Here is a 13510-nt window from a genome sequence, read left to right as displayed (position 1 = left end):
GCCAAGATCAGAGGTAGAACTGTTCGCGGCCGTAGGCGAAGTGCGCGTCCTCGCCGTTCATCTGGGGGCCGGCACCGGGGAAGTGCTTGGTCATCGCGGCGACGCTGCCGGGGCCGAGAGTCTCACCTTGCAGACCACGGATGTACGCGGCGACCAGGCGGGCGCCCACCTCCGCGTCCGAGCCGAAGGTTCCCAGAACGCGCGGCCAGCGGGGTTCGGTCGCGAGATCGGCCATAGGCCCCAGGGCCAGCCGGATGCCGACCGCGAGATACTCCCGACGGACGATATCGGCATGCGCGAGCACGAGGTCCTCATCACCGATGGCGGCGAGGCCCGGAGGTTCCGGCCACAGCGAGAAGCCTTCGGTGTGCACGCCGGCGGCCGGGTTGTCCACGAAGCCGTTACGGGGGTCGGTGGAGATCGTCACCGGGATGCCCAGGCGTGTCGTCGCGGCCAGGTCCTGAAGCCGGTTGTTCCACTCGGCCATGCGCCTGGGGGCTGCCGCGCCGAACAGGTTGAAGTGATTCATGAGTTTGCCGGTCACCATGGCGGAGGTGGATGCACGCATGGGGTCATCGACGGGAGCGCCGGGTTCCGGCTCCACCAGGGTCCCGTCCGCGTTGATGGTGACCATGGTCTGGAAGAGCAGGCCCGCCTTCTCCTCCGGCGTCATGCGCTGAAGCAGGTCTGCTACCCGTTCGGCGACCGGGAGGCGCGGGTTCTCGTAAGGCTCCATGACGCCGTTGCCGTTCAGGTCGCGAAAAGCCGTGCCGTCGGGGGCGGTGAGCAGGCGCGGCCGAGCCGCCGGGATCTGTGACATGGGGTACCTGTTCCGTTTGGTGGCGCGTCGGCCCTTGTCACCGCGCCGGCTTGGGGATGCGAGGCGTTCTTCGGTAGCGAGAGCGGGCCGTCGAACCGGGCGAGCGCCGGCCGGCTCCCGCAGGCAGGTTGGTCCCAGGCGCTCCCGCAACGCCCGGGACCCGAGGTGGTCGCCGCCCCCACGCGGCGACCACCTGCTCAGGCTACACGTGTAACCGCGTAAGTCCATGGGGTGCTGTACGCGCGAGACGTCGCGCGCACAGTTTTACGGTCGCTCCCGCAACCTGCCGTGCAGAAGGCGCGAGTGTCCGGCCAGATCTCCTACGGCAGTCACCACCGAGTCGAAGCGCATGGTTTGCCGCGCATCCGCGTCGTATCGCTCCCAGCTCGGCAGGTCCTGGTGGTTGGGGTTTCCGGTGCGGACGAAGGCGATCCACGACTCGTGCATGCTGTGGGCCAGCCCGTCACAGACCGCGGGATCCAGCCCTTCAAGGAATGGGGCGTGCGTCCAGTTGTCGAAGTTGCCGAAAACGAAGGGCAGTTCCAGGCAGTGCGCCGCGGCGAGCCTGCCGCCGTGCGCCGGCGTTGGCAGGTCGAACTGGTACGCCCACACCGGCCTCCCCATCCCCGCCCGGGCCTCGGCCAGCTCCACGCAAGGCACCCGGAACAGCTCGTCAGTAATCAGATCCATGAGCACATCAACCGGGCGGGATCCGGGGCGGGTCCGCGCGTAGGCGTCGTACACCTCGGCGGCGTCGTCCTCACCGAAGGTCTCCGCGATCCTGCCGATGACTTGGTCTCGAGTCGCCGCGTCGTACCCCTCATCCAGGGCGAAGCCGAAGTTGGCTTCTTCCCGGGTCCAGCCGATCATGACGTCGAGATCGGCGGCCGCGCCGTGGAGAAGAGTGTCGGCGGGGTGCTCGAGCAGCGTCGCTCCGTCGCGCACGGGAAGGAATGGAGTGGGCCAATAGCCCCATCGCATGGTGCGCGCGAACAGCCCGCCGGCCGCCTCGATCAGCTTCGGCCAGGGCAGCTCTCTGAGCTCAGTGGCGTTCTTGGCACCTGCGATCTCCAGATAGGAGTCTGTTCGCCTCAGATACTCGGCCGGGGTTGGGATATGCAGCCCCAGGGGCGGGCTCTGCAGAATGACGCGCTGGAACAGGCCCTGGGATTCGGGGTGGCCCGCCAGTGCGGCAGTCGACATCGCGCCACCCGACTGGCCGGCAACCGTGATCGTGGCGGGGTCCCCGCCAAAGTGCTCGATGTTGTCTCGCACCCACCGCAGCGCGGCCATTTGGTCAGTGAGCCAGAAGTTCCCGGGCTCGGAGTCTTCCCCCTCGCCGTCGAAGTACAGGTATCCGAGCGGCCCGAGCCGGTAGTTGATGCTCACGACAACGAGGTCACCGTCGCGAGCGAAGGCCTCCCCCGAGTAGTTGGGCAGCGACCCCGAGCCCGATACGAAGCCTCCCCCGTGAATCCAGACGAGCACCGGACGGCGGCCGGCGTCGGCAGCCGGTGTCCATACGTTCAGAGTCAGGCAGTCGTCGTCGAACGGCGGCGAACCGTGACCACCCATCACGGGGTCGCCGCCTTCCATGAACATCTGCGGCGCGCTCGGACCGCAGACGGTGGCGTCCCGCGTACCACTCCAACCGGGGTGCGGCTGCGCCGGGCGCCATCTGAGAGCTCCGACCGGGGGTGCGGCGTACGGCACTCCTTTGAAGACGGCGACCCCGCCGTCGACGGCGCCTTGTAGCCGTCCTGCCCGTAGGTCGACCACGGGCGGAATCCGGCCTTCAGAGATAGCCATGAACTTCCCTTCCTCACTCGTCATGGAAGCCGACCTCGCGGCGCGGAGGCAGCGACCCGACTGCAAGTGTGTCGCATCTATGACGCTGGTCAATATGACGGGATGACTCGCAAGTCCACCCGAGTGAGCACTTACCACAGCCGATTGGCTGCGGCACGCACTGCCTCGCGTTCCAGTAGGGGGGCGAAAGCCCGCCACAACAGCAGGCAGGTACCGATGCCGGCCATGGCTCCGGCGACCGTGTCGCTGAGCCACTGGGCGTGCAGCCAAACGCGGCTCCACATCATGGTGGCGACGTACACGCCCCCGAACGCCCACCACCAGCGTCGTACATCCGGGCGGACAAGCACCACGGCGACCACCATCACGAGAGCGACAGCAGTAAACACCTGGCCAGAGGGGTACGACCCGTCGTTGACCAGGACAAGAGGCTGCGGCGGCCTCGGCCGGTCAACAGCGGACTTGAGTGGCAGGACGACGAGCAGGTTCGCGACTACGCAGGCGACGAACACGAACAGTCCCGACCTCCACCTGCCGTAAACACAGAGGCACCCCACCAGCACGAGCGGGAAGATCAGGCCCAAGGGGCCGCCCAGGCGATCGAGGATGTCGGCGAAGTCCGTGGCCGCCTCACTTCGTGAGCCCTCCACCCACTGAGCCCAGCCATCGTCGAGATTCTGGATTGGCGACGCCCCTCCACCTCGGAAAGTGAGGCCGATAGCCAGGACTCCCAGCAGAAGTACCGCTCCGGCTACAAGCGCGCCCCGAGGTGGGGCGGCCGGAACCTGGTGCCCGGGAGGCTTGCAAGGTCTTGGGGACGGGTCGCTTTGCGGGGACGAGTTCAGCACGAAACGCCTTCGGTCGGTGGCAGTGGCGAGGCGCGCCGGGGCTCGCATCGCCGACTCCAGCACGGGCAGTAGCGCAGCAGCACCGGGAGTATCGCGCTGACCTGACCGCCGCCACAAGGGCAAGATATTTTTCGGCCAGGCCGAACCGCGCCAAAGCGGTGACCACGCGCGGCCGACAGGGTCATTTCCCCTGGCCCACGCGTTCAACGCCGCGTACGCACGCCTCCATGCGGCCCACCCTCGCGGACCCGGACCCTCGGTTCCTCGATTCCAGACCTAGCGGAGCACCGGGAGCGAGTGCTAAACAGTGAACACCGCGATTAACACGTGTAACCGCGACGTTTCAGGGTTTCTTCCGCCGTGCGCCTCTCGCTACAGCGGCCCCCGTCCCTCTCTGCTCCCTCCCCCGAGGAGTCGACATGTCCGTCCCCATCAGCCGTAGTACGGCGTGTACACATCGGCGGCCGTCATGACCACGAACGAACTGATCGAACCGCCCGCAGACGCGGCGCCAAAGGTGCCCCGGCAGCGCGGCCTGATGATGCTGCTCCTGGTGGCCAACGCGTCCATGCTGGCCGTGTACATGGGTGTCGGCTCCGTTCTGCTGCCTCTGCAGATCGCAGCCATCGATCCAGCGAACAAGGTCGCCATTCTGGGCCTGGTGGGCGGAATCAGCGCGGTCTTCGCGACCGCCTTCAACCCGATCGCCGGCGCGCTGTCCGACCGGACCGGCCGCCGCAACCCGTGGATTCTCGGCGGCGCCCTCGCCTCGCTAGCCGGCCTGGCGTTCCTCGGCACCGCCCAGACCGCGGTGCTGGTCGGCATCGGCTGGTGCCTGGTCCAGGCGACCATGAACGTCTACCAGGCAGCGGTCACCGCGGTCGTGCCCGACCGGATACCCCCGTCCCGGCGCGGAACCGCATCTGCCCTGGTGGGGTTGGCACTCCCGATCGGCGGAACCATCGGTGTACTCATCGCTTCCCGGACCTCAGGTCATCTGGGAACCGGCTATCTCGTGTTCGGCGCCCTGGTCGCCGGTGCGGCCGTCCTGTTGACGAGCTTCTGCCGCGATGTCCCCCGCTCGGCACCAGCACCGGCCGTGCCCCGACGCGAGCGGCTCGCCGCGTTTCTGTCGGCCCTGTCCCATCACGACTTCCGGTGGGCGTTCATCGGTCGGGCGTTGATGGTGCTCGGCTACTTCTCCGTGATCGGCTACCAGCTCTACATCCTGGACGACCACATCGCGCTCCCGGGCGGTATGCAGCCGGCCGCGGCCATGGCGATACTCACCCCAGTGTCGATGGTCGCCATGGCGGTCTCCACGGTGGCGGGCGGCCTGCTCTCGGACCGCCTGGACCGGCGCAAGGTGTTCGTCGGCGCCTCGGCCGCACTCGCCGGTCTGGTCACGGTGATCCCTGTCGTCAGTCCCACCTGGACCGGAATGCTCGTCTTCAGCGGGCTCAATGGCCTGGCCTTCGGCTGTTTCATGGCCGTCGACACCGCTGTGGTGACGCTCGTCCTGCCCAGCGCCGAGGACGCCGCCCGTGACATGGGCGTACTCAACATCGCCAATGCCGGACCGCAGATCATCGCCCCCTTCGTCGCCTCCGCGGTCGTCACCGTCCTGGGGGGCTACGCCGGGCTGTTCCTGGTGGGTGGAGCTCTGTCCCTGCTCGGTGCGCTGGCGATCCTCCCGATCCGCAGCGTTCGCTGAACGATTCCCGGACCGCGCCCTCGCTGAGCGCGGCCGGCCCCTCAACTCCGGCGGGCACTCGTCGAGGGTCGAGCGCCCGCCGGTCCCATACATCTCCCTCACTCCTCGAAGGAGTACATCGTGAGACGCAAGCAAGTTCTGCCGCTGGCCGCGCTGCTGCTGTGTACGCCCGCCCTTGGCGGAACGGCGCCGGCGGCAGCCTCGCCGCAGAGCGCGCCCACGGGCCCGCTGCGCATCCTGCTCACCAATGACGACGGCTACAACGCCCCTGGTATCCGTGCGGCGTTCCGGCGCCTGAGCGCTGCCGGGCATGACGTCATCATCGTCGCCCCACTGACCAACCAGAGCGGCACCGGGACGAAGATACTCAGCGGCCCCAGCGTCACGGTCAAGCACCCCGAGCCGAAGGTGTGGGCCGTGGACGGCACACCCGGCGACTCAGTGCTCTTCGGCCTCTCTGAGGTATTCGAAGACCGGGCCCCGGACTTGGTGGTCTCGGGCACCAACTTCGGCCCGAACGTCGCCGGCCTCGCGAATCACTCCGGTACGGTCGGCGGCGCTGTCGCCGCCCTCGAGGCCGGCGTACCTGCCATCGCGCTGAGTACCGGCGGATTCGGTGTTCCCGACGCGGTCGCCACCGTCAACGCCATGCGCCCGACGGTCGACTTCACGGTCACGCTCATCGACCAGCTGCAGGCCCGGGCGAAGGCCGGGCGGCTGTTGCCCAAGGGCGTCGGCCTGAACGTCAACCATCCGGTCGTCGGCTCGGACGGCACCGGGACCGCGGCCGGGGTCGCCACAACGTTCCAGGACCCGCAGGCGCCCCTGAAGCCGGACTTCATCGACTCCGGCGACGGCACGTGGAAGGTGGATGTGAAGTTCGCCCCGCAGCCGGCCGCCAAGGGCGGGGACGTCGAGGCCGTGAGCGCCGACAAGATCGCCGTCAGCCCGATGTCCGCCAACTGGAACACCGGGCCCGCCGACTTCGCCATGACCAGCACTCTCCTTTCCGGGCTCCGCCCGTAGCGCTGTCCAGGAGGAAGAATGAGAAAGCTGTCCCTTGCGCGCCCATCCGCGGGCGCCGCCTGGTTACTTGCTCTCGTGGCGCTGCTTGTGCCGGTGGCTCCAGTCTCTGCGGCCTCGTCCGACGGGTCGCAGACCGCTCCTCTGGTCGTGATCAGTCAGGGTGCTCTACGGGGCCAACACCGGGGGCAGGCCGAGGAGTTCCTCGGTGTCCCCTATGCGGCGCCCCCGGTGGGGAACTTGCGGTTCCGCCCGCCAGAGGCGCCTGAGCGATGGGACAAGGTCCGCAGCGCGACTCGCCAGGCACCTGCTTGTCTCCAGTTCTCGCCCTTCGGCCTCCGCGATCCTCAGGCGGCCGGCGAGGACTGTCTCTACCTCGATGTGTACCGCCCACGGGATGCCCATGCGGGGGCGCGGCTTCCGGTTGTCTTCTGGATGCACGGCGGAGCGTACAGCCAAGGCACCGGAACGCAGTTCGGCGGTCGCACCATGGCCGAATCGACGAACAGCATTGTCGTCACAATCAACTACCGCTTGGGACAGCTCGGCTATCTGAACCTGCCCGAGCTGACCAACGACAACGCGCTGCGCTCGGGGTCCTGGGGGCTGATGGACCAGATCGCGGCACTCACATGGACACGAGAGAACATCACGGCGTTCGGTGGCAATCCCGCCAACATCACCATCTCCGGCCAATCAGCCGGCAGCGGCTCGGTGTGCGCCATGCTCGCCTCGCCACGTACTACTGGCTTGTTCGCCCGGGCCATCCTGCAGAGCGGACCCTGCACGCTGCTGCGAGCGCCCGATCGAGCGCGGGCGGAGAGAGAGGGCCACGCCTTCGCGGCACAGGCAGGATGCCACGATGCCGAGGCAGTCGCCGCATGCCTGCGTGCCGCGCGCGGATCCGATCTCGTGGGGGCCGCACGCGCTCTCCCCACGTCCGGGCCCGCGGTCGGCGACCGTCTGCTTCCTGTCCAGCCATCCCGGGCGATCGCAACCGGGAACTGGAACAAAGTACCGATCCTGATCGGCAGTACCAAGGCCGAGGGGAGGATGTTCGTCGCGGTGACCCAGCCGTATCTGACTGCGCAGGAGTACACCGCCCAGATCAAATCGAGTTACGGAGCTGCGGCTGACCAGGTCCTGGAACGCTACCCGCTCTCGGACTACGCCTCGCCGTACCTGGCGTACTCCGCCGTGCTCACCGATTCGACGTTCGCCTGCCACACATACCGGTCGACCCAGATGTTCGCCGGCCAGGTACCCACCTACGCCTACGAGTTCGACGATCCCGACTCGCCCACCCTGTACGGGGCTCAGGTCCCCGGACTCGACGAGTCGAACGCCCACAGTGCCGAGCTGGCCTATCTGTACGACTTCACCATGGGTGACAGGCCGTTGACTCCGGTGCAGGTCGCGCTGGCGAACCGTATGAAGCGCTACTGGGCCGCATTCGCGCGCTACGGAGCCCCCTCGGCAAGCGACCAGACTCCCTGGATGCCCACCGGCAAGGAGCACACCGTACTCACTCTCAATCCCCATGCCGACGCGGCGTCCACCGCCTTCGCCGCATACCACCAGTGCTCGTTCTGGGGGTCCCTGTCCTCCCCACTCCGCGGCTGAGTGGTGCTGGGTCGGACACGCCGTCGGCGCTCAGGGCGGGCCGCACCGCGTCACCGCCCGGCTGATCCTGCCGCTGTTGCTGATGCCTTGCGGGGACCGGTCTGCGTTCCGTGCGTCATGCGGCTCTCGAACCGCTTCGGCAGCGCCCAGCGGTACAGCGGCATGGCGGAAGCTGTGGTCACCACGGCGACGAGCACCAGCATGGAGAAGACGTGCTGCGTGATCATGCCTTGGGCCAGGCCGATGTTGACAAAGATCAGGATCATCAGCCCCCGGGCGTTCATCAGGCTGCCGACGGCGCACGACTCCCGCCAGGAGAATCCGACCGTACGCATCGCAGCGGCGCAGCCCGCGTACTTGCCGATGAAGCCCGCGCCGAGGATGAGCAGGAAGGGCCCCAGCATGTCCCATCCCGCAAGGCCGCCCAGTTGGGTGTTGAGGCCCGAGAAGACGAAGAAGACAGGCAGCAGCAACACACACACGGTGTCCATCATCCGGCTGTGCAGAGCATCGAGGAACGCGGAGTTGCGAGGCATGGCGAGCCCGGCGACGAAGCCGCCGAAGACCGAGTAGATACCGATGTAGTCGGTGAAGAGACCGGCCAACAGGACGAGCGCGACGACGAGGTACATCTCGTCGAATCCGAACCGGCCCGTACGCTCCACTCTCGCACCCAGCGGGCGCAGCAGGCGCGACACAACCGTGAGCATGACGACGGCGAAGAGCGCGGTCAACGCGACGGTCCGCAGGGCCTGCCCGGCCCCGCCGCCGGTGTGCATGGCCGACAGTACGGCGAGGAAGCACCACGCGGCGGCGTCGTCGATGGAGCCTCCGAGCCGGCCGATCGGTGAGTTCTGCAGCTGCCGTTCGTAGAGGATGCGGGCCAGCATGGGGAAGGCGGTGATGGAGAGGGCAGCACCTATGAAGAAGGAGAACTCGAAGGTGCTGATGTCGGGGCGCGAGAGCCGGTCATGGAGGGCGTAACCGACAAGGGCGCCGAGCAACAGCGACGGAATGATGCCGGAGACCGCCAGTACCGTCGCGTTCCTCACGCCCTTTCCGCCGTCTCCGTCACTGTGTACGAACCCTGTTCCCACCAGGAACATGAAGAGCGTCAGTCCGATGGTGCTGAGGACATACAGGGTGGGCCGCACCTCCGCTGTGAAAACGGCCCGCTGGAGCTCGGGGAAGAGGGCGCCGAAAACGGTGGGGCCGAGCAGGACTCCGGCGACCATTTCGCCCAGGACCCTGGGCTGTTTCACCAAGATGGCCAGGCGTCCGCAGAGCGCCGAGGCGGCCAGGATCAGCACGAGCGCGGGCAGGACCTTGAGGGCCAGTTCGAGATTCTGGTCGGTTGCCAGGGTCCAGTGGGTCGCGGGCTGCACAGAGACTCCCTAGGGCTCTTCCGGTGGGCTGTCGTCAGTGCACTGGGTGAGTTCGTGCGCGCAGATCATGTACTCGGTATCGGCAGGCAGGACGGCGCGGTAGCAATCGAGGTCCTGGGCCAGCGAGAAGACCTTCGCCCGAACCCCGTGTGCTGAACCGGTGCGTACAACACGCTCCAAGGCGCCCAGTACGCTGGCGTGTTGCGTGTCGTAGAAATGGGCGGCATCCCGGTTGAGGCGGTCTGCCGCCAGGATGAACTGCACCAGGTCTTTCGTCCCGACATTGACCGCGGAGATGCCACGACCCAGCATCTGGGGGAGCCGGTCGACGGCCGCAGGGGTCTCCACAAAGACGCCCCAGGCGTCGGGATGCTCGACGGCGAGCGCGTCGAAGACCTGGTCGAGTTCACGTTCGTCGTTGATGAAGGGCAGGGACAGAGTGACGTGGGCGGGGTCGAGGCTGGGAACCGCGCATCAGCGCGAACACGGTGATGACGAACTCGGGAACGTTCGGCAGCTGGACGACGACCCGTTGCCCGGGCCGCAGGCCGCGCAGCCGGAATCCGGCGGCCATGCGGTCCACGCGCCGGTTCAGGTGCGCGTACGTGATGCGGGTGCCGCCGTGCACGAGCGCAGTTCGCGGTCCGTACTGCAGGGCCCAGCCACGCAGCAGGTTGTCCAGCGTGTTGCCACGCCAGTGCCCGGCCGCCCAGTAGCGGTCGACGAACTTTTCGGGCCAGGGCGTGCAGCCGTCGAGCATGGGTGTCATTCGCTTCCTTCTGTACCAGATAGGGCCGGTTCAGCACGACGGCAACGTCCAGGAGGAGCCGGACTCCCGCCGACAGTCGGGCCAGCCGGTGCTCATCCAGGTCAATGTCGCAATGCGACCCTGTATGCCCCCTTCTCAACGCCGGCGAGCGACCCGCCGTCTTGACCTTGGCAATCCAATCTGTCAACACCCCTATACGCAATGCGCCTTCCAAACCATGAATGCTGAAGTCCATCAGAAGAAAGACCAATGAGCGCCGCTGACCAGGACAAATAGGCGGTGCTCAATCCAACTTGGCCCCACGCCAAGCCCAACGCCCGTAGGCAGCACGGTCACCGGGACCGGGCAGGGGAGGACCCGTCACGCGTCGACGGGCCCGTGCACCGCTCGGCCGATCCCACTTCGACGACCGCTTCGGCGAGCAAGCGCACGCTCGCCTGAAACTGCTCCACAGCGCCCTCTCGCCTGAACATGTGAAGGGACCCTGGTACCGCATGGCACCAGGGTCCCGGGAAAGCAACACCATCTACCGGCTACTTCCGTGCCGGCTTCCTTCTTCCGCATCTCCGCCAGGGGGATGGACGGGAACGCGGGGATCGCGGATTCGTGACCGGGGACCACCTACCTTCCGGGGCCTTCGGTACCCGAGCGGACTCTTCCTCGCCCGGGCGATCCTGATGGCGTCTACCTCCTTCTTTCCTTGCGATCAATCTCTCGTACTGCGGGAACTGCGGGACTGCTCACGGCCCCTTTGGGCCGCCGGGCCCGGCAGCCAACCCGAGGACCCTGGCGCATCCGGCCCTCAAGTTCCGCTGCCGTGCCACAACTCGCTTGAACCTGCATACGCGGCAGTTCATCCCTGCCGCGCCTCACTTTGACGTCCTGGCTACGAGCAAAACCCTACCCGACCAAACGGCAATGTCTACTACCGCCACCACAGATTTCCTTCAGTTGGAGAAGTCGGGATTCTGCCGTCCGCGTGTGGAAGCTGCTCGAGCGGGCACGCTACCCGTTCTGCAAAGCGGTACAACCGATCAAGGTGGGGTGTACGTGCATGAACGACACAAAGATCACCAACACGGTTGCCTCACACCGAACAATGGGCGACAGCACAGCTGACATCCATCGGACCCGCGAGATCGCCCGCGCATTCGCCAACAGCCTCAGCCCGGCACTCGGGGCGGACGTGGCGGACACGTTCGTCCTTGTGGTGTCCGAACTCGTCACCAACGCCGTGCGCCACGGCGGCGGCCGCTACACCCTCGAACTGTCCGCCGGCCCCGACGCGGTGAGCGCCGCAGTCAGCGACCCCAACCCCTCACCCCCGCGCGAGGTCACCCCCGACCTCAACGGCGGCAGCGGAGGCTTCGGCTGGCACATGGTCCACCGCCTGACCAACTGCGTGACCATCACACCCGGCCCTGGCGGCCCCGGCAAGACAATCAACGCCCTCCTTGCCCGAACTCCTGGCCACTCGACGGGGTAACCCCGATGTTGGCATCCGTATGTCGGCGGTGCGCTTCGCCGCAGGCGCCGGCGACCCACTCGCCGGCGGCCGCTCGCCGCCCACCCTGCCGCCGTCGGCCACCGCCCCGACGCACGACTGTGGCGCGCCATCAGCCGGATGCTCGGCTTCACCGACCAGCACCTGCCCCATCCTGTCCTGGCAGGAGCCGACATCGCAGAAGCATTCGCATTCAACGCCGCAGAGACTAATCGCTCGGTGAAAAGCTCCTGCGGCCGGCCGACTACAGCACCGCAGCGACCAGCCGCAGGACGCACCCAGCCAACGGCGCGGGGTTGCGCACGCGAGTCAATCAGCGGTGCGGCTTTCGCTCACTCCAGGACAGCGAGGTGGTCGGCGGCGCCTCCGCGCCACTCGATCAAAAAGAGCGTCGCGTCATCGCTGGTGCGCCCACTGCGTTCCTGCTTCAGCGCGCGGGAGAGCCGCAGGGCCCATGCCCGCACGCCTTCTTCCGTATGCTCGATGCGGTTGATGCAGCGGATGAGTCGTTCCTCGCCGAACGGTTCTCCGTCGGCATCGCGCTCCTCGATCACACCATCGGTGTAGCACAGCACCCGGTCGCCGCGTCGCAGTTGGTACTCGCTGATCGGAGGGTGCTCGCCGCCGAAGCCGACCGGCAGGGTGGTGGGGCTCTCCACCTGCCGGTCGACCAGATGATTACGGACGAGCAGCGGTGCCGGGTGACCAGCATTGACCCATTGAAGAAGGCCGGTGGTGATGTCCAGGCTCATCATCTGCGGGTTGACGAAGTGGTCGGGCCCGAACTGCTCCGCGATGGCCCGGTCCATGAACGCATACTTGTCGGCCAGATTGATGCCGGAGCGTCTGGCGTCGATCACAGCCGCGTGGAGGATGTTGTCGTTGAGGGCGTAGTCGAAGCTGTCACCAGCGATGCTGTAGGCGGGCTCGACGGCTCCGGACACGGCGACCTGCGGTACGGACATCGTCAGCGGCGGCAACAGGGACCACTGCATCTCCGCGGCCACGCTCATCGGTTCGCGCTGCCGGGCCTGGAAGAACCGGTCGGTGTAACCGTGCTTGGTGACCAGCATGTCGGCGACGAGGCCGGCGAGCCTGCGCAACAGCCGCCGGTCGTCGTCATCGATGGTGTCCAGTGTGAGGGCCATGACCCCCACCTCGTCGCTGCCGTCCAGCAGGGGCAGGTACACCCGCACGCCGTCGGCCTGCCGCTCCTGAATCGGTTTCGCCCGCAGGAAGGCCGTACCAGCCGAAGACTCACCGATCACCTCTGGCTCACCCACAAGCAGCCCTCTGCCCGGCAGCGGCACCAGAAGCTCCTGCGCGTAATCCTGCAAGAGGATCGAGACGTCGCGGCCGCCGACCCTGGCCACCTCTTCCGCGATCAACGGAGCGATCAACTGCGGCGGCATCTCATGTGCCCGGTCCAGCAACACACCCAGCAGCCGCTCACCAAACCCCTCCGACCGGTCCACCATTCCCCGGCCACGCCTGCGCTCACCTTCCACGACGGTCGCTCCCTGTAGGCCAAACCGGCGGGCCGGCCATCGCCTTCGCGAAGGGACCTCGGTCGTTTCGCCCCACACGCGTTCGCATCACCCGATCCTCACCCGTCGGCACGTGACTGCCCGGCAGAAAAGGCGGCAACTCGGGCCCCACCCCCCGAACGGTGCACAGAGGACGGGGAAACCATCGGCCGCATGGTGCCGCTGATAGACGCGACGCCCCGAAGCGGCGGGGTCGTTTCTGCGGTGCCCCCTCCCAGGCGAGTAAGCAGCCAGGCGTCTTGACGAACTGCTCGTCTGCCGGCAGCCACGGTGGTCCGGCTGATCGCTGTGGAGGACAAGCCCCATCCCTATACGGGTCAGCCACGACGAACCAGCTTCTTCTTCCTCCAGGCACCAGAACAAGACGCATGGCTGCGCCACATCGATCCGCGCTGGACCACCGTTTCGCCCGGCCGAACCACCCCGGGACGGCCGCGAGGCGGTTCGCTAGAAGGCCGCTGAAGATCT

General features: G+C 67.3%; 11 protein-coding genes. 4 read left to right on the top strand and 7 right to left on the bottom strand.

Features of this window, described 5'->3' with window-relative positions; translation table 11 throughout:
- Positions 1–7: 7 nt before the first annotated feature.
- The 3 genes from J7E89_RS40350 to J7E89_RS40340 form a co-directional block, all read right to left on the bottom strand.
- Positions 8–820, bottom strand: coding sequence for a glycoside hydrolase family 3 N-terminal domain-containing protein (locus J7E89_RS40350; RefSeq protein ID WP_251061765.1), 813 nt, complete (start codon positions 818–820; stop codon positions 8–10).
- A gap of 264 nt (positions 821–1084) precedes the next feature.
- The gene (locus J7E89_RS40345; protein WP_214981500.1) at positions 1085–2629 is read right to left on the bottom strand and encodes a carboxylesterase/lipase family protein; all 1545 of its coding nucleotides are present in this window, start codon (positions 2627–2629) and stop codon (positions 1085–1087) included.
- Between the two features lie 131 nt (positions 2630–2760).
- Positions 2761–3279, bottom strand: coding sequence for a phosphatase PAP2 family protein (locus J7E89_RS40340; protein WP_214981499.1), 519 nt, complete (start codon positions 3277–3279; stop codon positions 2761–2763).
- A gap of 667 nt (positions 3280–3946) precedes the next feature.
- Between J7E89_RS40340 and J7E89_RS40335 the strand changes: the two genes are divergently transcribed.
- The 3 genes from J7E89_RS40335 (at position 3947) to J7E89_RS40325 (ending at position 7837) form a co-directional block, all read left to right on the top strand.
- Positions 3947–5191 (top strand): MFS transporter, encoded by a 1245-nt coding sequence (locus J7E89_RS40335; protein ID WP_214981498.1) that lies wholly within the window; start codon positions 3947–3949, stop codon positions 5189–5191.
- 120 nt (positions 5192–5311) lie between these two features.
- On the top strand, positions 5312–6217 hold the full coding sequence (gene surE, locus J7E89_RS40330) for a 5'/3'-nucleotidase SurE (protein ID WP_214981497.1): 906 nt from the start codon (positions 5312–5314) through the stop codon (positions 6215–6217).
- 18 nt (positions 6218–6235) lie between these two features.
- Entirely contained in the window at positions 6236–7837 is a 1602-nt protein-coding gene (locus J7E89_RS40325; RefSeq protein WP_214981491.1) for a carboxylesterase/lipase family protein, read from the top strand.
- A 50-nt stretch (positions 7838–7887) separates the two neighbouring features.
- Here the strand turns inward: J7E89_RS40325 and J7E89_RS40320 are convergent, their stop codons facing one another.
- The 3 genes from J7E89_RS40320 to J7E89_RS40310 are packed head-to-tail and all read right to left on the bottom strand — an operon-like array spanning position 7888 to position 9991.
- The gene (locus tag J7E89_RS40320; protein ID WP_214981490.1) at positions 7888–9222 is read right to left on the bottom strand and encodes a cation:proton antiporter; all 1335 of its coding nucleotides are present in this window, start codon (positions 9220–9222) and stop codon (positions 7888–7890) included.
- Positions 9223–9231: 9 nt separating this feature from the next.
- Positions 9232–9645 (bottom strand): putative PEP-binding protein, encoded by a 414-nt coding sequence (locus J7E89_RS40315; RefSeq protein WP_308315780.1) that lies wholly within the window; start codon positions 9643–9645, stop codon positions 9232–9234.
- The gene (locus J7E89_RS40310) at positions 9629–9991 is read right to left on the bottom strand and encodes an AMP-binding protein (RefSeq protein WP_251061763.1); all 363 of its coding nucleotides are present in this window, start codon (positions 9989–9991) and stop codon (positions 9629–9631) included. Before J7E89_RS40310 ends, J7E89_RS40315 begins: the two co-directional genes overlap by 17 nt.
- A 1054-nt stretch (positions 9992–11045) precedes the next feature.
- Here J7E89_RS40310 and J7E89_RS40305 point away from each other — a divergent pair.
- Positions 11046–11477, top strand: coding sequence for an ATP-binding protein (locus J7E89_RS40305; RefSeq protein WP_214981486.1), 432 nt, complete (start codon positions 11046–11048; stop codon positions 11475–11477).
- Positions 11478–11827: 350 nt separating this feature from the next.
- Here J7E89_RS40305 and J7E89_RS40300 read toward each other — a convergent pair whose 3' ends face one another.
- Positions 11828–12973, bottom strand: coding sequence for a PP2C family protein-serine/threonine phosphatase (locus tag J7E89_RS40300; RefSeq protein WP_214981501.1), 1146 nt, complete (start codon positions 12971–12973; stop codon positions 11828–11830).
- Between the last annotated feature and the right edge of the window lie 537 nt (positions 12974–13510).

Origin of the sequence: Streptomyces sp. ISL-100, assembly GCF_018614615.1 — a bacterium.
In the GTDB taxonomy this organism is placed as follows: Bacteria; Actinomycetota; Actinomycetes; order Streptomycetales; family Streptomycetaceae; genus Streptomyces.
This window is presented reverse-complemented; position numbering and strand designations above follow the sequence as displayed.

Bases quoted from the DNA above. Each gene is read 5' to 3' on its own strand.
- J7E89_RS40300 (WP_214981501.1), bottom strand. From the start codon at position 12,973: ATGGTGGACCGGTCGGAGGGGTTTGGTGAGCGGCTGCTGGGTGTGTTG.
- J7E89_RS40305 (WP_214981486.1), top strand. From the start codon at position 11,046: ATGAACGACACAAAGATCACCAACACGGTTGCCTCACACCGAACAATG.
- J7E89_RS40345 (WP_214981500.1), bottom strand. From the start codon at position 2,629: ATGGCTATCTCTGAAGGCCGGATTCCGCCCGTGGTCGACCTACGGGCA.
- J7E89_RS40335 (WP_214981498.1), top strand. From the start codon at position 3,947: ATGACCACGAACGAACTGATCGAACCGCCCGCAGACGCGGCGCCAAAG.
- J7E89_RS40350 (WP_251061765.1), bottom strand. From the start codon at position 820: ATGTCACAGATCCCGGCGGCTCGGCCGCGCCTGCTCACCGCCCCCGAC.
- J7E89_RS40325 (WP_214981491.1), top strand. From the start codon at position 6,236: ATGAGAAAGCTGTCCCTTGCGCGCCCATCCGCGGGCGCCGCCTGGTTA.
- J7E89_RS40310 (WP_251061763.1), bottom strand. From the start codon at position 9,991: ATGACACCCATGCTCGACGGCTGCACGCCCTGGCCCGAAAAGTTCGTC.